This window comes from Streptomyces sp. NPDC060064, assembly GCF_042736455.1.
GTDB lineage: Bacteria > Actinomycetota > Actinomycetes > Streptomycetales > Streptomycetaceae > Streptomyces.
In genome coordinates this window covers 115140-134669 of the sequence record NZ_JBHWWF010000002.1, presented here as the reverse complement: position 1 = coordinate 134669, position 19530 = coordinate 115140, and the positions used below count along the sequence as shown (strand labels likewise).

The window sequence follows — 19530 nt, the reverse complement described above, 5'->3', positions numbered from 1 at the left end:
CCGGACCTCACCCGGAGGGTTCGTCCGGGACCGGCTGCTCGGGATGTACGGAGCCGCTCCGCGGCGACCCGCGGGGCCCGGCACCCGTCTGGTCCACATCCGGCAGACCCGGGTCGGGATCGGGCGTGCCGTCGTCCGGCGCATCGGGGCGGGGTAGATCCAGCGGGTCGTCGCCGTCATGCGCCTGCTGGTCGGGCAGGTCCTTCGGCACCTGCGTGTCCGGGTCCGTCCCGGTCTCTTCGGGACCTTCAGGTCGGCGGTCGGTCATGGTGGTCCTCCTCGGCGGGAGCCCTGTGGCAGGAGCTTCGTACGGGGCATCTGCGCTCTCTGCGGCGACGGGTACCCGAACGGCACATGGTCAATCAGCTGCACCGGCATAAGTGACCTGGTCACGATGATCGTCTGGTCAGCCGGGTTCCTGGCCGGCTGGACGCCGCCGTGCCCAGCGGAGTACGACGACAGAGGCCACCGCTGCGAGCGCGCACCAAGTGGAGACAAACTCCAGCCGCCACAGCACGGCGCAGGCCACCGCCCCGGCCGCGGCCAGCAGACCGAGCAGGCGCAGCACCGGATCACCGGATCACCGGCGAGCAGCAGGGAGCCGACGGTGGCCAGGAGATATCCCGTGATGATCAGCGGCGAGTGCGGCAGGTCCAGGACGTAGCCGAGGGTGTGCCCGCGGATGTCCGCGCTCACGTGCCGGGTGGCGAGACGGTACGCGAGGACGGCGGCGGTGGCGAGCCCGACGACAACCGGGATCACCAGCGTGCGACGGGCGCGCGGCGGCGCGGCGAGCAGCACGCCGAGCGGCACCCCTACCGAAAGCAGAGGCAGCGCGATGACGGCCCAGGTCACGGTCGCCGGGCCCGTACCCCCGCCGGAGCGCCAGACGAGGGACTCGATGATCTGGTGGGCGCCGAGGAGCAACGGCAGCGCGGCGAGCGGCAGATCGCGGACACGGTTCACCTGTGCGACGCAGGCCACCCCGATCGCGGCGATGCCGGTGCCCACCACGAGGTCGGCAGTTGCACTCCAGCACATGGCGTCAACCGCCCGGCACGTGTGGGGGCACCGTCATGGACGATCCCGCGTTGCCCGCCGCCTGGCGGCGACCCAAGCACCGCCGGACCGGATGCACCGTCTCCTACTCACCTTTGGCCGTCCGTACGAGATCTAGGCACCGGCCGGCGGCTCGTGCAGTCCGAAGGGCGAGCCCTGGTCGTCGTGGCACAGCTTGAATCGGCCGAACCGGGCGACCGTCTCCTCGTCGCTCCCGCCGTCGAAGTCGTCGACCGTGCCGCCCAGTTCGCGGACGCGTTCCAGCGCGGCCTTCATGCCGTCGACCCTGAAGAACAGATACGGGCGGGCGCCCGAGTCGCCGCCGTGCACTCCGCCGGGGACATTGGGTGTACGGATCGCATACCCGCCGCCGTCGGTCGTGCCCGGATCGAAGGTCCAGCCGAACAGGCCGCTGTAAAAGGTGCGGGCCTGTTCGGAATCGCCCACACCCAGTTCGAAGAAGGAGATCTCACCGGCCATCAAGGGCTCCCGTCATCCGCGCGGAGACTGTGAGTCCCACCGTAGGGCGGGCTTCGGTCCGCTGCACCCGGCCGGTCAGTCCCGCTCGGGCTCCCTGTCGGGCCCGGGCGCGGAGGCCGGCTGTACTGCGGCCAGGTGGGCGAGGATGGCGTCGCGGTTACGGGCCAGACAGTCGATGCGCTGCTGAATCCGTTCCACCTCGCCCCGTAGCAGCCCGGCGGTCTCCGCCGTCAGGCACTCCGGATGGACATGGATCTCGTCCGGCCTGGTGAGAAAGGGCAGGATCCTCCGGATGATCTCTGTGGTCAGCCCGGAATCGAGAAGGCCACGGATCTGCTGGACGCGGTAGACCGTCGCCGCGTCGTATGTGCGGTAGCCGTTCTCGGCCCGCTCGGGATGCAGCAGGTCCTGCTCCTCGTAGTACCGCAGCATCCTGGTCGGGATGCCGGTGCGCCGGGACAGTTCGCCGATCTTCATGGCTATCTCCTTGCCTTCACATTGATGTGAAGGTTTCCCGATGGGCGCATGTCCACCGCGCCGATGACAGAGACCGCCGGATCGCCGACCACCCGGGTGATGAAGCTGCGACGCGCCCGCGGTCCTGCTGATCGCGGTCGCCTGTGGGGCGCCGCCTTCGGCGGAGCGCCCACACTGCTGCAGACCGCTCTGGTCGACATCTCGCACCCCGCGAACGCGGACGTGGCCACCTCCCTGCAGGCCACCGTCCACAACGTCGGCATCGTTGCCGGTTCACCGGCGGGCGGCGTCGTCCTGGAGAGCTCCGGAGCCGGCGCGGGCGCCCTGCCCTGGACTGCCCTGCCCCTGGTCGCCGCCGCCCTGGCCACGGTCTCCGCGGTACGCGGCCACGCCTTCCCCGCGACGCGTCGCCCCACCCAGCGAACCGGCCCCGCCGGGGCACGAGCCCGGGCTCCATCAGTTCGAGACCCTGCTCAAGCCCACTACCGCTTCGGCCGGTTCGCGGATCGATTCGGGTTCGCGCACATCCGTCCGGACGTATTCGGTCACGCCCTCCGGAGCGGCCGACCGGGCGACCCGGCCCAGTCGTACACCCGGGCCGGATGCTGCTTGCTGGTGTCGATCCGATGGACGGCGGGCTCGATCCCTGCCGTACGGCGCTCCCTTGGGCCCCGGTTTGGAGCAGTGTGACACCGCCCGGCACGGGCGGAGACCTGGATAGGGCATCGCACTCAACGGATCAAGAGCGGGCCGGAGAGTGCAAGGTCACAGCCTTTTCCCCTGCTGCACCTTTGCGGGCTTGACCTAACATCTGAGCATGACGGTCCTCCCCGACGACGGGTTTTCGCTGGCCGCCGAATTCCCGGATGCAACCCACGAGCAGTGGCAGGGCCTGGTGGCCGGCGTGCTGCGCAAGGCTGGCAAGGACATCCCGGACACGGCGGCCGAGGACGTGCTGTCCACGGCACTCGAGGACGGGCTCACCACCCGTCCGCTGTACACCGCACGCAACGGCGCCGACAGTGCCGGATATCCGGGCTTCGCGCCCTTCACCCGGGGCGGCAGGCCGGAGGGGGGTGCGGTCTCCGGCTGGGACGTACGCCAGCGCCATGGCCGGCCCGATCCAGTACGTACGAACGAAGCCGTGCTCGCGGACCTGGAGAACGGGGTCGGCTCGGTGTGGCTGGCCGTCGGCCCGGCCGGAGTGCCGGTCTCCGGGCTCGGCGCGGCTCTGGACGGCGTCTATCTCGACCTGGCTCCCGTCGTACTCGATGCCGGAGCCGAATTCGACGCTGCCGCACGGGAGTTGCTGCGGTTGTACGAGGAGCGGGGAGTCGCCCCCGAGGCGGCGCTCGGCAACCTCGGCGCGGACCCGCTGGGGCATGCCGCGCGCACCGGGCAGTACGAGGACATCGCCCCACTCACAGCGGCCGCGACCGAACTCGGCCGGCTCTGCCATGGCACGTACCCCGCACTGCGGGCGCTGACCGTCGACGCACTGCCGTACCACGAGGCCGGCGCCTCGGCCGCGCAGGAGCTGGGCTGTTCGCTGGCCACCGGCGTCACGCTGCTGCGCGACCTCACCGCTGCCGGACTGTCCGTGGAAGCGGCCTGCGGCCAGCTGGAGTTCCGGTACGCGGCCACCGCCGACCAGTTCCTGACGATCGCGAAACTGCGTGCCGCCCGCCGGGTGTGGGCCCGCGTCGCCGAGGCCTGCGGGGCCGATCCCGCCGCCGGGGCACAGCGCCAGCACGCGGTGACCTCTTCGGTGATGATGACCCGGCGCGACCCGTGGGTGAACATGCTGCGCACCACGGTAGCCTCGCTCGCCGCGGGCGTGGGCGGCGCCGACGCCGTGACCGTACTGCCCTTCGACCACGCACTCGGACTGCCGGACGGCTTCGCCCGCAGGATCGCCCGCAACACCTCGACGATTCTGCTCGAGGAGTCGCATGTGGGCCGGGTCATCGACCCTGCGGGCGGCTCCTGGTACGTGGAGCAGCTCACCGACGAACTCGCGCAGGCGGCCTGGGCCTGGTTCCAGGAGATCGAGCGTGCCGGCGGCCAGGAGGCCGCGCTGCGCCGCGGTCTGGTCTCCGAGCGGCTCGGCGCCACATGGGAGAGCCGTAAGAAGAACCTGGCCAAGCGGCGCGAACCGGTCACCGGTGTGAGCGAGTTCCCGCTGCTCGCCCAGGCGCCGGTGAAGCGCGACGCCGCGCCGGCCGCGCCGACCGGCGGTCTGCCGAAGGTGCGCCGCGACGAGGCGTACGAAGCGCTGCGCGCCCGCTCGGACGCGCACCTCGCCGCCACCGGCGCCCGGCCGCGGGTCTTCCTGGCGGCGCTGGGCCCGGCCGCCGCGCACACCGCGCGCGCGTCGTTCGCCGCCAACCTCTTCCAGGCGGGCGGTATCGAAGCGGTCCACGATCCGGTGTCCGTCGACGCGGCCTCGGCCGCCGAGGCGTTCGTCCGCAGTGGCGCCGCGGTGGCGTGCATCTGCTCCAGCGATGCCCTCTACGCCGAGCAGGCCGGGCCGGTGGCCGAAGCGCTCAAGTCGGCCGGTGCGCTGCGGGTGTATCTCGCAGGCCGTCCGGGTGAGCAGCGTGAGACGTATGAACGGGCCGGGGTCGACGAGTTCGTCGTCGCGGGCGGCGACGCGGTCGCCGTCCTCACCTCCGTCCTCGACCAAATCGGAGTGGCGTGATGGGGATCCCGGACTTCTCAGGAATCGAGCTCGGGCCCGGCGACGCGCGCGGGGCCACCGAGGACCAGTGGCGTACGGCCGTCAAGGAGAGCACCGGCAAGGGCGACGCCGACCTGGTGTGGGACACCCCCGAGGGTATTCCGGTCAAGCCGCTGTACACCGGGGAAGACCTGGCCGGTCTCGACTTCCTCGGCACGTACCCCGGTATCGCTCCGTATCTGCGCGGCCCATACCCGACGATGTACGTCAACCAGCCGTGGACGATCCGTCAGTACGCCGGATTCTCCACCGCCGAGGAGTCCAACGCCTTCTACCGGCGCAACCTCGCCGCCGGACAGAAGGGTCTGTCGGTCGCCTTCGACCTGCCGACCCACCGCGGCTACGACAGTGACCACCCGCGGGTGACGGGCGATGTCGGCATGGCCGGTGTGGCCATCGACTCGATCTACGACATGCGCCAGCTCTTCGACGGCATTCCGCTGGACCGGATGAGTGTGTCGATGACGATGAACGGCGCCGTGCTGCCCGTTCTCGCGCTGTACATCGTGGCCGCCGAGGAGCAGGGCGTACCGCCCGAGAAGCTGGCCGGGACCATCCAGAACGACATCCTCAAAGAGTTCATGGTCCGCAACACCTATATCTATCCGCCCCGGCCCTCGATGCGGATCATCTCGGACATCTTCGCCTACACCTCGCAGAAGATGCCGCGCTACAACTCCATCTCCATCTCCGGCTATCACATCCAGGAGGCCGGAGCCACGGCCGACCTGGAGCTGGCGTACACCCTCGCCGACGGTATGGAGTATCTGCGGGCGGGCATCGGCGCGGGACTCGACGTGGATGCCTTCGCGCCGCGGCTGTCGTTCTTCTGGGCGATCGGCATGAACTTCTTCATGGAGATCGCGAAGCTCCGGGCCGCGCGGCTGCTGTGGGCCAAGCTGGTGAAGAAGTTCGAGCCGCAGAACGCCAAGTCGCTGTCGTTGCGCACCCATTGCCAGACCTCGGGCTGGTCGCTGACGGCCCAGGACGTCTTCAACAACGTCACCCGCACCTGTGTGGAGGCCATGGCCGCCACCCAGGGACACACGCAGTCGCTGCACACCAACGCCCTGGACGAGGCGCTGGCCCTGCCCACCGACTTCTCCGCGCGTATCGCCCGCAACACCCAGTTGCTGCTGCAGCAGGAGTCCGGGACGTCCAGGGTCATCGACCCCTGGGGCGGCAGCGCCTACATCGAGAAGCTGACGTACGACCTCGCCCGCCGCGCCTGGCAGCACATCGAGGAGGTCGAGGCGGCCGGCGGCATGGCGCAGGCCATCGACGCCGGCATCCCCAAGCTGCGCGTCGAGGAGGCCGCGGCCCGTACGCAGGCACGCATCGACTCCGGACGGCAGCCCGTCATCGGCGTGAACAAGTACCGGGTCGAGACCGACGAGCAGATCGACGTGCTCAAGGTCGACAACTCCTCGGTGCGCACACAGCAGATCGAGAAGCTCCGGCGGCTGCGCGCCGAGCGCGACGAGGCCGCCTGCCAGGACGCGCTGCGTGCGCTGACCGCCTCCGCGGAGGCGGGCGCGAGCCAGGGCGGCGGCCTGGAGGGCAATCTGCTCGCGCTGGCGGTGAACGCGGCGCGGGCCATGGCGACCGTCGGCGAGATCTCCGACGCTCTGGAGAAGGTGTACGGACGGCATTCGGGCCAGATCCGTACGATCTCCGGTGTGTACCGAAACGAAGCCGGCACCTCCCCGGCAGTGGACGCCACCCGCACGCTGGTCGAGGAGTTCGAGGAGGCGGAGGGACGCCGACCGCGCATCCTGGTCGCCAAGATGGGTCAGGACGGTCACGACCGCGGCCAGAAGGTGATCGCCACCGCCTTCGCCGACCTCGGCTTCGACGTGGATGTCGGCCCGCTGTTCCAGACGCCCGAAGAGGTGGCCCGTCAGGCGGTCGAGGCGGATGTGCACATCGTGGGTGTCTCCTCGCTGGCCGCCGGGCATCTCACGCTGGTACCCGCCCTGCGGGAGCAACTGGCCGCCGAGGGACGGGAAGACATCATGATCGTCGTGGGCGGGGTGATTCCGCCCCAGGACGTCCAGACGCTCCACGAGGCCGGAGCGGCCGCCGTCTTCCCGCCCGGCACGGTGATCCCGGACGCTGCCAGGGACCTGGTGAAGACGCTGGCCGCCTCGCTCGGCCACGAGTTGTGAGACTGTGCCCCGGATGCCTCCCTCGATCGACATCGACACCTATGTCAAGGGCGTACGTGACGGGTCGCGGGCGTACATCGCCCGCGCCATCACTCTCGTCGAGTCCACCCGTGCCGATCACCGTGCTCTCGCCCAGCAGCTGCTGACCGAGCTGCTGCCGTTCTCGGGGACGGCACGGCGGGTGGGGATCAGCGGCGTTCCCGGTGTCGGCAAGTCCACCTTCATCGACGCGCTCGGCACGATGCTCACGGGCCTCGGCCACCGGGTCGCGGTGCTTGCCGTCGACCCGTCCTCGACCCGTACCGGCGGCTCCATCCTGGGCGACAAGACCCGGATGGAGCGGCTCGCCGTGGATCCGGCGGCGTTCGTACGCCCCTCCCCCAGCTCGGGCACGCTGGGCGGCGTGGCCAAGGCGACGCGCGAAACCATGATCGTCATGGAGGCCGCGGGCTACGACGTGGTGCTCGTGGAGACCGTCGGCGTCGGCCAGTCGGAGACCGCCGTGGCCAACATGGTGGACTCCTTCCTGCTGCTCTCTCTCGCCCGTACCGGAGATCAGCTCCAGGGCATCAAGAAGGGTGTGCTGGAGCTGGCCGACGTGATCGCGGTCAACAAGGCGGACGGCCCGCACGAACGCGATGCCCGCTCCGCCGCGCGTGAACTCGCCGGTGCACTGCGGCTGATGCACTCCGCCGACGCGGCATGGACTCCCCCGGTCCTTTTCTGCAGTGCCCGGGAGGGCAGCGGTCTCGACACGGTCTGGGAGCGGCTGGAGCAGCACCGGGCGCTGCTGGACTCGACCGGCCGGCTCACGGCCAAGCGCCGCGACCAGCAGATCGACTGGGCCTGGACGATGGTCCACGACGAACTGCGGGACCGGTTGCGCAACCATCCCGAGGTGCGCACGCTCGCTCCGGGCCTCGAACAGCAGGTACGGGACGGTGAGTTGACGGCGACGCTTGCGGCCGAGCGCATCCTCGACGCCTTCCAGAACTGGGGCTCCGCCCCAGACCCCGCTCCTCAAACGCCGGAGGGGCTGAAATTCAGCCCGTCCGGCGATTGAGGACACGGCCGAAGGCTGTACGGGGGTCTGGGGGCTTGCCCCCAGACCCATTGCCGGGGCCAGTGCGAAAGACGGCGGTCGTTCCCGCTCACCCCTGCGAGGCAGTTCCGGATTCCCACCGGATTCCCTCTCGCGACGCGCCTGTCCGGCGGACAGGGCGAACCAGCTGCGGGCCCAGCCCAGGCGCCGCCCCCTGCACGGAACACCCCGCCCACATCCCGGACGGCCGGATCATCATCGACGTGTCATGAACCGCTGGACGCACCCTGCCCGAGGCGCAGACCGGATCCCCTCACGCGGGCCTTGATGCCATCGCGCTCCACGGTGATGTTCTGCAGCCGCAACTCCTTCAGCGAGTCCGGCAGTTCGAACGATAGGGAGAGCCGCTCCGAGAGCTCCGGGGGCTTGAGTGCGAGCAGCGCCTCGACCAGTCCGGGGTCGATGCCCGCCTTCCGCAGCAGCTGCGGATGGTCGAGGACGACATCGACGAGATTGACCTTCATCAGACGCTCGATGAACTTCGGCGCGTTGGCGAGGCGGTGGAGCTCCTCCTCGCTCCGCAGCGCCTGGCGGATCTGCTTCTTGGACACTCCGAGCCGGTCCACCACCGCGGGCACTGTCAGCAGCGCCTTCACGCGGGCTCCTTCGCGGCTGATCCGCTCGGCCGCCTCGCGGTGCAGCCGTAGGCCGGAGTGGACCGGGTCCTTGCCCGGCCGGTAGGTGGCCACAGCGGGAATGTCGAGCTGCATGCCGTCGAGAGTGGTGGTGAGAGCCCGTTCATTGTCGCGCTGGATGCGGGCGTATGCCTGTACGCGCAGATCCTGCCCGGCGACAGCGAGTTCACCGTTCACGCGCACTCCGTCGGCGCCACTGCCGGTGAAGCGGAGCTGCGAGGCACCCAGTTCGCGGTTGAGGTCGTCGAAGGAGAGCAGCACCTCACCGTCCAGTCCGCCGATGACGGCGCCCTTGATCGAAGTCGGCGCGTCGCCGACGATCCGTACGTCCTTGGCGGTGGCCCGCACTTCGGCCAGTGAGACCCGATCGGCGGAGACGTCGGGGACGGTGACGTCGACCTGGTCGATCCGCTTGTCGAGAAGCTGGGTGAGGAACGGGAAGCCGTGGATGTCGACGTCCGGCCTGGTGGCAAGCCCGAGCGACTTCTGGAGCTTGTCCGCCGCCTTGCTCTGGGCGTACACCTCGGCGAGACGGTCGGCGAGCAGCAGACAAACGGTGCATATGAGGACGGCGGCGGCCAGCTTCACCACCGCGGGCAGAGCCGAGAGCCGGCTCTTGCCACGATGGTTGGGCGGCGTCCAGTCGTCGTCGTCCGGGTCAGGGGTGAGCCCGAGTTCGAGAGGGTCGAGCGGGTCGTAGACGCTGAAGTCAGGTTCCGGATCTGACAGTTGAGCGAGTTCCTCGTACGGATTTCGTGAATGCGCTGCTATGCGTGTGGGGGGTCGCATCGCCTCATCCCACCACGCGGGCCACCCTCGAACGCAAGTCCTACCGGGCGTACGTAACGGTTTGCGTCAAAGATCCGTCGACTCCGCGGCGCCCAACGCCGCACGCACGGTCGATGGCGTGACAGACGTCACCGAAGAGCCGGCTGTCCGCGCGGGTGGACGGCCGGCTCTGACGCCCCGATGGTGCGGTCAGCCCAGCGCCTTGAGGATCTCGGCGGCGAGCGGGGCGGAGGAGGCCGGGTTCTGGCCGGTGAACAGGTTGCGGTCCTCGGCCAGGTTCGGGGCCCACGGCTCGCCCTCCTGGAAGTCCACGCCGATCTCGACCAGGCGGTCCTGCAGCAGCCACTTCGCCTTGTCCGCGAGGCCCGCCTGGGTCTCCTCCGCGTTGGTGAAACCGGTCAGCCGGTAGCCGGCGAACGGTGAGCTGCCGTCCTCGCGCTTGGCGGCGAGCAGCGCGGCCGGGGCGTGGCAGACCACACCGAGGGGCTTGCCGGAGTCCAGGGCGGCGGTGAGGAGCTTGCCGGAGTCGGCGTTGACTGCCAGGTCCTCCATCGGGCCGTGGCCGCCGGGGTAGAAGACCACGGCGTAGTCGGCCAGGTCGACGTCCTCCAGCTTGAGCGGCTGCCGCAGAGCGGTGATCGACGCGAGGTCGGCGGCGATCGCGTCGGCGTTCTCCTGGCCGCCGTTCACCTCGGGCGCGAGGCTCGACTTGTCCACAGTGGGTACGACGCCGCCCGGCGTGGCGACGACGACCTCGTGCCCCGCCCCGGTGAAGACCTTGTACGGGGCCACGGCCTCCTCCGCCCAGAAGCCGGTCGGGTGCCGGGTGCCGTCGGCCAGTGTCCAGTAGTCCACGCCGGTGATCACAAACAGGATCTTCGCCATCTCGCTTCTCTCCATCCGCTGACGCCTGCCTTCCCTGCGCAGCGCGTCATCTCGCTGATGTCCACGAACGTAGACCGCCCGATCATTGGGATCCAATAGGCTTTCCACCATGAGCCATAGGGAATCCAATGGATTGTCGGGAATACGGGAGCCGGCTTCCGACAGGCCGCTCGATCTGACACTGCTGCGGACCTTCCTCGCCGTACACCGGGCCGGCTCGTTCACCGCGGCCGCTCGTCTGCTCGGTCTGTCCCAGCCGACCGTCACCACCCAGATCCGCTCCCTGGAGGGGCACCTGGGCCGTGAACTCTTCGAGCGGCTGCCGCGTGGAGTTGCCCCCACCCCGGTCGCCGACGATCTCGCAGCCCAGATCGCCGCCCCGCTGGACGCCCTCGCCGCCGTCGCCGACCGCGGTCACATCGGGGAGGAGACCTCCGCCGGTCCGGTCCATCTGGCCGGACCCGCCGAGCTCCTCTGCGTACGCGCGCTGCCCGCTCTGGCGCCCCTGGTGGAGCAGGGTGTACGGCTTCGGGTCGGCACCGGTCTCACCGACGAACTGCTCGACGGCCTGCGCGTCGGCCATTACGACCTGGTGATCTCCACCATCCGCCCGCGCGGCCGCTCCCTCACCGCCGTACCGCTGATGGACGAGGAGTTCGTCCTGGTCGCCTCACCGCAGTGGGCGGTGCGGATCGGCCCGGACAGGGTCGCGACGGAGGGCCCTGCCGCCCTGCGCGGCGTCCCTCTCGTGACCTACGCCGAGGACCTGCCGATAGCCCGCCGCTACTGGCGCCATGTTTTCGGCACCCGCCTGACCGGGCAGGCCGCCGTGACGGTCCCTGATCTGCGCGGTGTGCTCTCGGCGGTCGCCGCCGGGGCCGGGATCACCGTGCTCCCCCGCTATCTCTGCGAGGGCGAGCTCGCCACCGGCACGCTGGTGTCGCTGCTGACGCCCGACGACCCGCCGATCAACACCGGCTATCTGGTCCAGCGCCCCGGCATCTCGGACAACCCGCACCTCGCCCTGGTCCGCGACCGTCTGCTGCGCGAGGCCCGCACCTGGTGAGGGGTCCTGCACCGCGCGCTCAGGCCAGTACGCGCAGCAGGTACGCGCAGCACGATCCGGCACGCACCCTCCCGACGAGAACCGGACACGCCGGCTCGTCGGGCGAACGGTGGCGATCCGCGCATATCGAAGCGCGGCACGAGCCGCCGTCGGCCGGTGCCGACGGCAAGGCAGCAATCGGCTGGAGCGTTTCGCCGTCACGGAGCGGGATCGCACACGCGGAAGCCGTCCACCGGACGGTCCGGCGTCGCGTGAGTCATGTGTGCGGGAGCCACTGCTGCAATGCGGCGCCGGGTGGAGCGGAGCGCGCAGGGACGCACTGGGCCGGCACAGCGCACCGACTGACGCACCCTTCGGCTCACTGCATAGCTGAGCAGCGAAAACGGCGGGGCGCATTCCGGTACGGGCACCACAAGCCCCTGGCGCGGCACTCCGTCACTCCTGACCCGGGAGTCAGCTGACTGCACTTCAGCAAACGGTTCCCGCCCTTTACTCCGTCGCCCAAAGCGCACCCGCAGGCTCACCCGCACGACCCTGGCGGGCGCACCGCCTTGGATCGCACCCGAACCACGCCTACCCGTACCGCACTTGCCGCCGTTGGACGCGCGTAGAGAGGCCGAAAGGCGATCTTGCCGCAAGCCCATCCGGAGCCGAGGATTCCAACCGGCACAGGTTGTCAGGGCCATGACGGCGACTCAGTCGTCATGACCCCGGCCCGGCGTGCTGACGGGCCCGCCCACCCAGCGGGCCCTGGATTCCCCCACCGGAGGATGTAGTGAACATCAAGCGCTTCTCCCCCCTCCGCGGCGTCGCGAGACGTGCGCGGCTGATCGCCGTCGCATCCAGTCTGCTCACCGTCTCCGCGCTTGCCGCCCCGACCGCCGTTGCCGAATCGGCCGACAGCGCACCGGCCACCACCGCCCAGCTCGCCCAGGCGAGCGACGCCGTGCTCCAGGCGGACGTACCCGGCACCGCCTGGTACACGGACAAGGCCACGGGCAAGCTCGTCGTCACGGCGGACAGCACCGTCTCCGCCGCCGAGATAGCCAAGATCAAGGAAGCTGCGGGCACGCGAGCCGGGGCCCTTGAGATCGAGCGCACCACCGGCAGGTTCAACAAGCTGATCGCGGGCGGCCAGGCCATCTACACCGGCGGCGGACGCTGCTCGCTCGGCTTCAATGTCCGCAGCGGAAGCACGTACTACGCCCTCACTGCGGGCCACTGCACCAATATCGGCAGCACCTGGTACACCAACTCCGCCAACACCACGGTGCTGGGATCCACCGCCGGTTCCAGCTTCCCGACCAACGACTACGGCATCATCCGGCACTCCAGTGCGTCGGCCGCCGACGGCAGGGTCTACCTCTACAACGGCACTTACCGTGACATCACGGCTGCCGGCAACGCCTCTGTCGGTCAGTCCGTACAGCGCAGCGGCAGCACCTCCGGCCTGCACAGCGGCACGGTCACCGCTCTCAACGCGACCGTCAACTACGGCGGTGGAGACATCGTCTACGGGCTGATCCAGACCAACGTCTGCGCAGAGCCCGGCGACAGCGGCGGCCCGCTGTTCTCCGGCAGCACCGCTCTCGGCCTGACCTCGGGCGGCAGCGGCGACTGCTCCTCCGGCGGCACCACGTTCTTCCAGCCGGTCACCGAGCCGCTGAGCGCCTATGGAGTGAGCATTTTCTGATGCGCTGACCTGAGCGCGACGCGCAGGCCGACGCCTGCGCAGCCCGGAAGGACCGCCCTGGACACCACCGCCACTCCGGTGCCCGGGGCGGTCCGTACGCGGACCCGGATGACCAGCAGGCCGGGAAAACCGAGGGACCGGCTCGTCGTGGTCACGGTTCCGGCGAGTCCGCCGCCGGCTGGTTAGGGTGAGGACATGGTCACTTCTCACGTCCTCACCTGGGAAGTCACGGAGAGCCAGGGGTACGAGACCTCCTGGATCGAACTCCGCGGCACGACCCTACGGGCCCATGGACGCGCGGTAGGAACCAGACCGGATCCGTACTGGATCTCGTACGACCTCGAAACAGGGGACGACTACGTCACCCGTGAGCTGCGGGTGCACGCCGCGACCGCCACCGGTTCGCGCGAACTCCGTCTGCGGCACGACGATGACGGCCGGTGGACCACCAACGGGAAGCACGCCCCCGACGTCGACGGCGCGCTCGACTGCGACCTGAGCCTGAGTCCGCTCACCAACACCATGCCGGTACTCCGGCACGGACTCCACCTGGCGCCCGGCCGACAGGATTTCCTGATGGCCCGGGTCTCGGTGCCGGACCTGACGGTGCACGCGTCACAGCAGACCTACACCCACCTCGCTCGAACCGAACGCGGTGCGCTCGTCCGGTTCGCGTCGGGCGACTTCCGCAGCGATGTGGAGTTCGACGCGGAAGGGCTGGTCGTCGACTACCCGGGCCTGGCCCACCGGTTTTCAGCCGGCGCGGGCTGGCCGCAGCCATAGCGACCGGACGGTGACAGGAGTGAAGGTGGTTGAGGTATGAGGCTCACGATCCTCGGCGGCGGCGGCTTCAGGCTGCCGTTGGTGTACGGCGCGCTGCTCGGCGATCACGCCGATGGCCGGATCACCGAGGTCACGCTGCACGACGTGGACGCCGGCCGGCTGGCCGCGATCGCGCGGGTGCTGACCGACCAGGCGGCGGGTGTGCCGGACGCGCCGGAGGTCACCGTCACCACCGACCTCGACGAGGCGCTGCGCGGCGCCGACTTCGTGTTCTCCGCGATCCGGGTCGGCGGCCTGGAAGGCCGTGCGGCCGATGAGCGTATCGCGCTCGCCGAGGGTGTACTGGGCCAGGAGACGGTCGGCGCGGGTGGCATCGCCTACGGCCTGCGTACCGTCCCGGTGGCGGTGGACATCGCCCGTCGTATCGCCCGGCTCGCCCCCGACGCCTGGGTCATCAACTTCACCAATCCGGCCGGCCTGGTCACCGAAGCCATGTCCCGCCACCTCGGCGACCGGGTCATCGGCATCTGCGACTCGCCGGTGGGCCTCGGCCGACGCGTCGCCCGGGCGCTGGGGGCCGATCCCGACACCGCCTGGATCGACTACATCGGCCTCAACCACCTCGGCTGGCTCCGCGGGCTGCACATCGAAGGCCGGGACGCACTCCCCCGGTTGCTTGCCGATCCCGCACTGCTCGGCTCGTTCGAGGAGGGCAAACTCTTCGGCGCCGACTGGCTCCAGTCGCTCGGCGCGATCCCCAACGAATACCTGCACTACTACTACTTCAACCGCGAGGCGGTCCGCGCCTACCAGGAGGCCAAACAGACTCGCGGCGCCTTCCTGCACGACCAACAGGCCCGGTTCTACGAGGAGATGAAGCAGCCGGACGCCCCGGCGCTGGCGACCTGGGACCGCACCCGCGCAGAGCGCGAAGCGACGTACATGGCACACAACCGCGAGGCGGCCGGAGCCGGCGAGCGCGACGCCTGTGACCTGGAGTCCGGCGGGTACGAGAAGGTCGCCCTCGCCCTGATGCGAGCCATCGCACACAACCAGCGCACCACCCTGATCCTCAACGTCCGCAACCGCACCACGCTCTCCGTGCTCGATACGGACGCGGTCATCGAGGTCCCGTGCTTCGTGGATGCGAACGGCGCCCATCCCGTCTCCGTGGCTCCTCTGCCGCTCCACGCCACCGGACTGGTGACCGCCGTCAAGGCCGTCGAGCGCGAGATCCTCGCCGCGGCCGACAGCGGCTCACGCACCACCGCCGTCAAGGCCTTCGCCCTGCACCCCCTCGTCGACTCCGTGGCCGTCGCCCGCCGACTCGTCGACGGCTACACCAGCGCCCACCCCGCTCTCGCGTATCTGAGGTAGGAGTCCGCACATGCACGACGAACGCCGCCGCATCGAGGAGCGCGTCGAGCGCGTCCTGCAGCAGCGCATCCTCGGCCGCTGCGCGTGGCAGGGGCGGCTCGCGATGTCGAGCCGCTGGTGAGCAGTGACCACCCGGCCATGACGATCGAGGCGGTGAAACCGGCCGACGACCGGTCCGGCGATGTGGTGGTTCGGCTCTACGAGTCCGTCGGCAGCCGGGCGAAGGCAACGCTGCGCACCGGCTTCCCGCTGGCCGGCGCCAAGGTCACCGACCTCCTCGAGCGTCCGGTGCCGGGCGAGTCCGTGACTGTCGGGAAGGACGCGGTGTCGCTGCGGCTGCGCCCCTTCCAGATCCTGACGCTGCGGCTCTCACGGGCATAGCGGGCGTGCCGCCGGAGTGAGGTGTCCACCGCCGTGGGGCGGTGGACGGAGGCCGTCCCGGTCGTTCACGGCCCCGCATGCCGCGGATCGCGGACGGCCGGCTCAGGATGCCTCGACAGCCGCCTTGATCCGGCCTGCGAACGCATCGGCGTCCTTGCGTGCCGCGCTCAGGGCGAGGCCCGCGATGAGCTTGCCGATGCCATGGCCTTCGAGCCTGTTGAAGACGCGCAGACGGGTGTTGCCCTGTGGGGTGGACTCGAGGTCGTAGCCGCCCTCGGTGGCCGTCACGAGGTTCTTCGAGAGCTCGGTCCAGCGGATCCTGTTGGGCGCCTGGAACTCACTGATCCGGAACTCCCGCTTGGTCGTCATGCCGGCGTCCTTGACCGTGCTCCTGTAGACGGTGCCCACCGTGGTCGGGCCGGCCGTCACCTTGGCCATCTCCTGCACCCTGGGGCTGAACTTGGGATCGTTCTCACCGTCGGCGAGGAAGGCGAAGACCTCCTCGACGGGGCGGCCGATCTCGACCGTTGCCTCGAACTGACCGGCCATGGCTCCTCCGCTGATCGCTCGCGCCCGGGCGGCGGCGTGCCGGCATCGTCCCGGACGGCCCGGGAGACTTCCGGCAGGCTCGCGACTGGCGGCCCGCGCCAGGCTGGTGTCCTGCCATTCTGGTTTCGCGGACGGCGGCGGCGCCACCCGAGACGTATCGGGTGTGAGCGGCGCAGCAGCGTGAAGTTCTCGGCCGCGACGGAGATGCCTGCGTCGGCGGCTTGTCTCATCCAGCTCTCGGCCTCGCCGAGACCGGCCTGGGGGCTCACTGGTCGGACCGTCCCGCCAAGTGGGCCAGGAGTACCGGGACATGGCTGCGCTCGATGTCCTTGACCGAGGTGAGGACGGTCACAGCCTGCGCGGCGGACAGAGCGAGAACCCGGTCGACGGCCGGGGCGTGGTCGGAGTCGGCCAGTTCTCGCGTGTAGCGCCGGGCGAACTCCTCGTAGCGGCTGCGGTCTTCGTGGTACCAGTGCCGCAGCTCGGCCGAGGGCGCGATGTCCTTCAGCCACTCGTCGACGGCGGCGCGCTCCTTGGAGACGCCCCGCGGCCAGAGCCGGTCCACCAGTACCCGGCACCCGTCGCCGGGGTGCGGCGGATCGTACACACGCCGGACGTGGAACGGACCGGACACCATCACCTCACCTCCCTCGTGCGAAGGCCGGCGGCCGGGCTCCGCAGCGCTGACGCCGTACCTTCTCAGGCTCCGCCGTACGGGCCTGCTCCGCACCTTGCCCCTGGCAGCGCTCGACCTGGAGCTCACGGCAGAGCGGCGTTGGAGGCTGGACACGGCACTGTGACAGGCTGCGTGGAGGTGCCCGCGGCCAGTCAGGTCGCCGGGCCGGAGACTTCGGGAGAGCACGGCACCATGGACATACCGGATCCTTCGCGCTGGGCGTCCAGCCCTGCAGCCCACCGCAACGCCGTGGCCGCGGAGACCGCCAGGTTCGTGGCGGTCGTCAAGGGCGCACAGCCGGCGACCCCGGTGCCCAGCTGCCCGGGCTGGACGCTCGTCGACCTGATCAGGCACACCGGCAGCGTGCAGCGCTGGTTCTCCGTCCTGCTGCGTCAGCTCGTCCAGGAACCACCGCGGAGCCGTGATGTGGAACTGCGGCTGCCGGCGGACGAGGACGACTATGCCGACTGGCTGACGGCGAGTGCGACGGAGGCCGCGAGCGCCTTCGCCGTCACCGATCCGGATGCCCCGATGTGGGTGTGGGGCGCCGATCGCCATGCCAGGTTCTGGGTGCGGCGGATGCTGTTCGAGACTCTGGTGCACCGCGCCGACGCGGAACTCGCCGTCGGCCTGCGGCCCGTGATCGACCGCGACCTCGCGGCCGACGGCGTGGACGAGTTCTTGGTCAATCTGCCTTTCGCCACGTCCTTCGCCCCCAAGGTGGCCAATCTGCGTGGTGTCGGAGAGACCATTCGCTTCCGGTGCACCGACAGGGACGGCGAGTGGCTGGTCCGCCTGCGGCCCGATGGCTTCGGGATCGAGCCCGACCCCGCGGCCACCGGGACAGCCACATCGGCCGACGCCACCGTCCAGGGAGCCGCCGCGGATCTGCTGCTGCTCATGTACGGCCGCCTCGACCGCAGCGCTGATGCCTTCGAGAGTTCCGGGAACGAGGACTTGCTGACGCTCTGGTTCAGCAACTCCGAGTTCTGAAGAGCAAGCGGTTGTGGCCTGCGGTCAGGTGCGGCCGCAGGCCCGTGGCGGGAGCCGGTCGGCTGGCCGGTTCCCGCCGTGCGACCTACCGTCGAATGGAGCAGGTCCGATAGAGGTTCATACGCGGTAGCCCTGTCCCCATCCCGCGGAGGTGCCCCCCATGACCGGAGACCGGACCAGCGCCACACCGGGCAAGACCCAGTTCGACGACATCTACAACGAGCCGGATCCTCGTGCCTACTTCCGTCGGCTCGCCCCACTGGAATACGAGATTCCGCACCAGGCCCAAGACATTTTCCGCCGCACTCGTGCTGACCGGGCCGCGGCGTCGGGCACGGGCGGCCCTGTCACAGTCCTCGATCTGTGCTGCTCGTACGGCATCAACGCCGCCCTCCTCAATCATGACCTCACGCTGGCCGAGCTGTACGCGCACTACACCGGCGCGGAAGCAGCAGCGCTCACCCCGGCTGAACTCATCGAGCGCGACAAGGAGTTCTACGCCTCAAGGCGCCGCGCGGACGCGAGCCCGGTCATCGGACTCGACGCGGCCGACCGCGCCGTCGACTACGCCCTGGCGGTCGGTCTGCTCGACGAGGCCTACGCCGAGAACCTGGAAGAGCGGCCGGCCGGCCCCCAACTGCGACGCGCCGTCGCAGGCACCGGACTGATCACGGTCACCGGAGGCATTGGCTACATCTCCCGCCGCACCTTCGAATCCCTCCTGGAGAGTGCGCGCATCCCCATCTGGGTAACCGCTTTCGTCCTGCGTACCGTCCCGTACCAGCCGGTGATCTCGAGCCTGGCCGACTACGGCCTGATCACGGAGACGGACCCGTCGCAGACCTACCCGCAGCGGTTGTTCTCCGACCCGGCAGAGCAGCGCAACGCCATCGAGCAGGTACTCCTCCTCGGCCGCGACCCCGCCGGACTGGAGGCCGACGGCCGCTACTACACGCAGCTGTACGAGTCCCGACCCCGTCCGGCGTGACCTGACGCTGCCGTTCCGCACGGCCGCCGCGCACGGAGCACCTGGCTGCGTTCCGGGCCCACCCCGGCCCCGCACCGGGTACCCGGCCGGGGTATCGTCGGGGCAGGCCGCGCCGCACGCGCGGGGATGAAGCGTCGGAAGGAACCGGCAGTGGTGGACAGCGGACGACCGCGGGGGCCGGGCATCGCCCTGCTGCCGGCGGTCTGCGCGGTCCTGCTCGGCCTGTTCCTCATGCACGGCGCCCCGGCCACCACCACAGCCGGCTGCCACGGTGCGATGTCCGCGCCTGCCCCGATGCACAAAGACCATGCCGTCGCTTCGATGACGTCCGCGGCCACGACGGCCATGGCACACCCCGGCGCCGCCCAGGCGTCGGACGCGTCGGTGACGCACGGGGCGCTCTGCGCCTCGACTCCCGCACGCGACCGGACCCCGCTGCCGATGACCGGCCTGGTGACCGTCATCGCCCTCGCGGCGGTGTGGTCCCTGACAGGTCGGCCTGCGGCCCTCGGCCGGACGGGGCGGCGTGGGCCGCCGACCGGCGGACGGAGCCTGCTGCTCCAGGTGTGTATCGCGCGAGCGTGACAGGACCACGCCGGAACCCCGCCATGAACGGGCCCGGCAGCGAGTCCTGCTCACATTGGCGCGCCACCCGGCGTGGTGCGCCCACCCGGAAAGACCACAGTGAT

At 70.2% G+C, this 19530-nt stretch carries 18 protein-coding genes, 2 pseudogenes and 1 riboswitch; of the genes and pseudogenes, 12 read left to right on the top strand and 8 right to left on the bottom strand.

All coding sequences use genetic code 11. From position 1 onward, the window contains the following. Positions 1–7 precede the first annotated feature (7 nt). From ACFWDI_RS02905 to ACFWDI_RS02890, 4 genes and pseudogenes are all read right to left on the bottom strand, one after another. Positions 8–268, bottom strand: a complete 261-nt coding sequence (locus ACFWDI_RS02905; RefSeq protein WP_327321695.1) for a hypothetical protein — start codon at positions 266–268, stop codon at positions 8–10. Positions 269–406: 138 nt separating this feature from the next. Beyond that, a pseudogene (locus ACFWDI_RS02900) lies at positions 407–1041 on the bottom strand (DUF6629 family protein). Positions 1042–1173: 132 nt separating this feature from the next. Then, on the bottom strand, positions 1174–1539 hold the full coding sequence (locus ACFWDI_RS02895) for a VOC family protein (protein ID WP_327321699.1): 366 nt from the start codon (positions 1537–1539) through the stop codon (positions 1174–1176). 75 nt (positions 1540–1614) lie between these two features. Continuing rightward, the gene (locus ACFWDI_RS02890; RefSeq protein WP_385300942.1) at positions 1615–2016 is read right to left on the bottom strand and encodes a MerR family transcriptional regulator; all 402 of its coding nucleotides are present in this window, start codon (positions 2014–2016) and stop codon (positions 1615–1617) included. 48 nt (positions 2017–2064) lie between these two features. Between ACFWDI_RS02890 and ACFWDI_RS02885 the strand changes: the two genes are divergently transcribed. From ACFWDI_RS02885 to meaB, 4 genes are all read left to right on the top strand, one after another. After that, positions 2065–2706: a hypothetical protein gene (locus ACFWDI_RS02885; protein WP_385300941.1), complete on the top strand. Its 642-nt coding sequence runs from the start codon at positions 2065–2067 to the stop codon at positions 2704–2706. A 127-nt stretch (positions 2707–2833) separates the two neighbouring features. Further along, entirely contained in the window at positions 2834–4717 is a 1884-nt protein-coding gene (locus ACFWDI_RS02880; protein WP_385300940.1) for a methylmalonyl-CoA mutase family protein, read from the top strand. Next, the gene (scpA, locus tag ACFWDI_RS02875; protein WP_385300939.1) at positions 4717–6924 is read left to right on the top strand and encodes a methylmalonyl-CoA mutase; all 2208 of its coding nucleotides are present in this window, start codon (positions 4717–4719) and stop codon (positions 6922–6924) included. The genes ACFWDI_RS02880 and scpA overlap by 1 nt, the downstream gene beginning before the upstream one ends. 13 nt (positions 6925–6937) lie before the next feature. Then, a complete protein-coding gene (meaB, locus tag ACFWDI_RS02870) occupies positions 6938–7987 on the top strand; it encodes a methylmalonyl Co-A mutase-associated GTPase MeaB (protein WP_385300938.1) in 1050 nt (349 codons plus the stop codon). Positions 7988–8011: 24 nt separating this feature from the next. Next, positions 8012–8115, bottom strand: a riboswitch (cobalamin riboswitch). 117 nt (positions 8116–8232) lie between these two features. Here meaB and ACFWDI_RS02865 read toward each other — a convergent pair. Then, positions 8233–9450 carry a DUF2993 domain-containing protein gene (locus ACFWDI_RS02865; protein ID WP_385300936.1) on the bottom strand — a complete coding sequence of 406 codons (1218 nt, stop codon included), beginning with the start codon at positions 9448–9450 and terminating at the stop codon, positions 8233–8235. A 189-nt stretch (positions 9451–9639) separates the two neighbouring features. Continuing rightward, the gene (locus tag ACFWDI_RS02860) at positions 9640–10335 is read right to left on the bottom strand and encodes a type 1 glutamine amidotransferase domain-containing protein (RefSeq protein WP_385300935.1); all 696 of its coding nucleotides are present in this window, start codon (positions 10333–10335) and stop codon (positions 9640–9642) included. 109 nt (positions 10336–10444) lie between these two features. Between ACFWDI_RS02860 and ACFWDI_RS02855 the strand changes: the two genes are divergently transcribed. From ACFWDI_RS02855 to ACFWDI_RS02835, 5 genes and pseudogenes are all read left to right on the top strand, one after another. Beyond that, positions 10445–11401: a LysR family transcriptional regulator gene (locus ACFWDI_RS02855; protein WP_385300934.1), complete on the top strand. Its 957-nt coding sequence runs from the start codon at positions 10445–10447 to the stop codon at positions 11399–11401. A 775-nt stretch (positions 11402–12176) separates the two neighbouring features. Beyond that, a complete protein-coding gene (locus ACFWDI_RS02850) occupies positions 12177–13094 on the top strand; it encodes a S1 family peptidase (protein WP_385300933.1) in 918 nt (305 codons plus the stop codon). 195 nt (positions 13095–13289) lie between these two features. After that, positions 13290–13877: a putative glycolipid-binding domain-containing protein gene (locus ACFWDI_RS02845; protein WP_385300932.1), complete on the top strand. Its 588-nt coding sequence runs from the start codon at positions 13290–13292 to the stop codon at positions 13875–13877. A gap of 36 nt (positions 13878–13913) precedes the next feature. After that, complete coding sequence (locus ACFWDI_RS02840; RefSeq protein ID WP_385300931.1) at positions 13914–15254, top strand: 6-phospho-beta-glucosidase; 1341 nt, start codon at positions 13914–13916, stop codon at positions 15252–15254. A 75-nt stretch (positions 15255–15329) separates the two neighbouring features. After that, a pseudogene (locus tag ACFWDI_RS02835) lies at positions 15330–15635 on the top strand (glycosyl hydrolase-related protein); the annotation flags it as partial. Positions 15636–15737: 102 nt separating this feature from the next. Here ACFWDI_RS02835 and ACFWDI_RS02830 read toward each other — a convergent pair. Next, positions 15738–16184, bottom strand: coding sequence for an SRPBCC family protein (locus tag ACFWDI_RS02830; protein ID WP_385300930.1), 447 nt, complete (start codon positions 16182–16184; stop codon positions 15738–15740). A 265-nt stretch (positions 16185–16449) separates the two neighbouring features. Further along, positions 16450–16824, bottom strand: a complete 375-nt coding sequence (locus tag ACFWDI_RS02825) for a DUF488 domain-containing protein (RefSeq protein ID WP_385300929.1) — start codon at positions 16822–16824, stop codon at positions 16450–16452. Positions 16825–17052: 228 nt separating this feature from the next. On the opposite strand from ACFWDI_RS02825, the gene ACFWDI_RS02820 reads away from it, so the two are divergent. The 3 genes from ACFWDI_RS02820 (at position 17053) to ACFWDI_RS02810 (ending at position 19426) form a co-directional block, all read left to right on the top strand. Then, a complete protein-coding gene (locus ACFWDI_RS02820) occupies positions 17053–17853 on the top strand; it encodes a maleylpyruvate isomerase family mycothiol-dependent enzyme (RefSeq protein WP_385300928.1) in 801 nt (266 codons plus the stop codon). Positions 17854–18013: 160 nt separating this feature from the next. Continuing rightward, positions 18014–18841 carry a hypothetical protein gene (locus ACFWDI_RS02815; protein ID WP_385300927.1) on the top strand — a complete coding sequence of 276 codons (828 nt, stop codon included), beginning with the start codon at positions 18014–18016 and terminating at the stop codon, positions 18839–18841. Positions 18842–18994: 153 nt separating this feature from the next. Then, entirely contained in the window at positions 18995–19426 is a 432-nt protein-coding gene (locus ACFWDI_RS02810) for a hypothetical protein (RefSeq protein ID WP_385300926.1), read from the top strand. Positions 19427–19530 lie beyond the last annotated feature (104 nt).

Excerpts from the sequence above, each read along its gene's own strand:
- ACFWDI_RS02905 (WP_327321695.1), bottom strand. The coding sequence starts at position 268 with ATGACCGACCGCCGACCTGAAGGTCCCGAAGAGACCGGGACGGACCCG.
- ACFWDI_RS02895 (WP_327321699.1), bottom strand. The coding sequence starts at position 1,539 with ATGGCCGGTGAGATCTCCTTCTTCGAACTGGGTGTGGGCGATTCCGAA.
- ACFWDI_RS02890 (WP_385300942.1), bottom strand. The coding sequence starts at position 2,016 with ATGAAGATCGGCGAACTGTCCCGGCGCACCGGCATCCCGACCAGGATG.
- ACFWDI_RS02885 (WP_385300941.1), top strand. The coding sequence starts at position 2,065 with ATGTCCACCGCGCCGATGACAGAGACCGCCGGATCGCCGACCACCCGG.
- ACFWDI_RS02880 (WP_385300940.1), top strand. The coding sequence starts at position 2,834 with ATGACGGTCCTCCCCGACGACGGGTTTTCGCTGGCCGCCGAATTCCCG.
- scpA (WP_385300939.1), top strand. The coding sequence starts at position 4,717 with ATGGGGATCCCGGACTTCTCAGGAATCGAGCTCGGGCCCGGCGACGCG.
- meaB (WP_385300938.1), top strand. The coding sequence starts at position 6,938 with ATGCCTCCCTCGATCGACATCGACACCTATGTCAAGGGCGTACGTGAC.
- ACFWDI_RS02865 (WP_385300936.1), bottom strand. The coding sequence starts at position 9,450 with ATGCGACCCCCCACACGCATAGCAGCGCATTCACGAAATCCGTACGAG.
- ACFWDI_RS02860 (WP_385300935.1), bottom strand. The coding sequence starts at position 10,335 with ATGGCGAAGATCCTGTTTGTGATCACCGGCGTGGACTACTGGACACTG.
- ACFWDI_RS02855 (WP_385300934.1), top strand. The coding sequence starts at position 10,445 with ATGAGCCATAGGGAATCCAATGGATTGTCGGGAATACGGGAGCCGGCT.
- ACFWDI_RS02845 (WP_385300932.1), top strand. The coding sequence starts at position 13,290 with ATGGTCACTTCTCACGTCCTCACCTGGGAAGTCACGGAGAGCCAGGGG.
- ACFWDI_RS02840 (WP_385300931.1), top strand. The coding sequence starts at position 13,914 with ATGAGGCTCACGATCCTCGGCGGCGGCGGCTTCAGGCTGCCGTTGGTG.
- ACFWDI_RS02830 (WP_385300930.1), bottom strand. The coding sequence starts at position 16,184 with ATGGCCGGTCAGTTCGAGGCAACGGTCGAGATCGGCCGCCCCGTCGAG.
- ACFWDI_RS02820 (WP_385300928.1), top strand. The coding sequence starts at position 17,053 with ATGGACATACCGGATCCTTCGCGCTGGGCGTCCAGCCCTGCAGCCCAC.
- ACFWDI_RS02815 (WP_385300927.1), top strand. The coding sequence starts at position 18,014 with ATGACCGGAGACCGGACCAGCGCCACACCGGGCAAGACCCAGTTCGAC.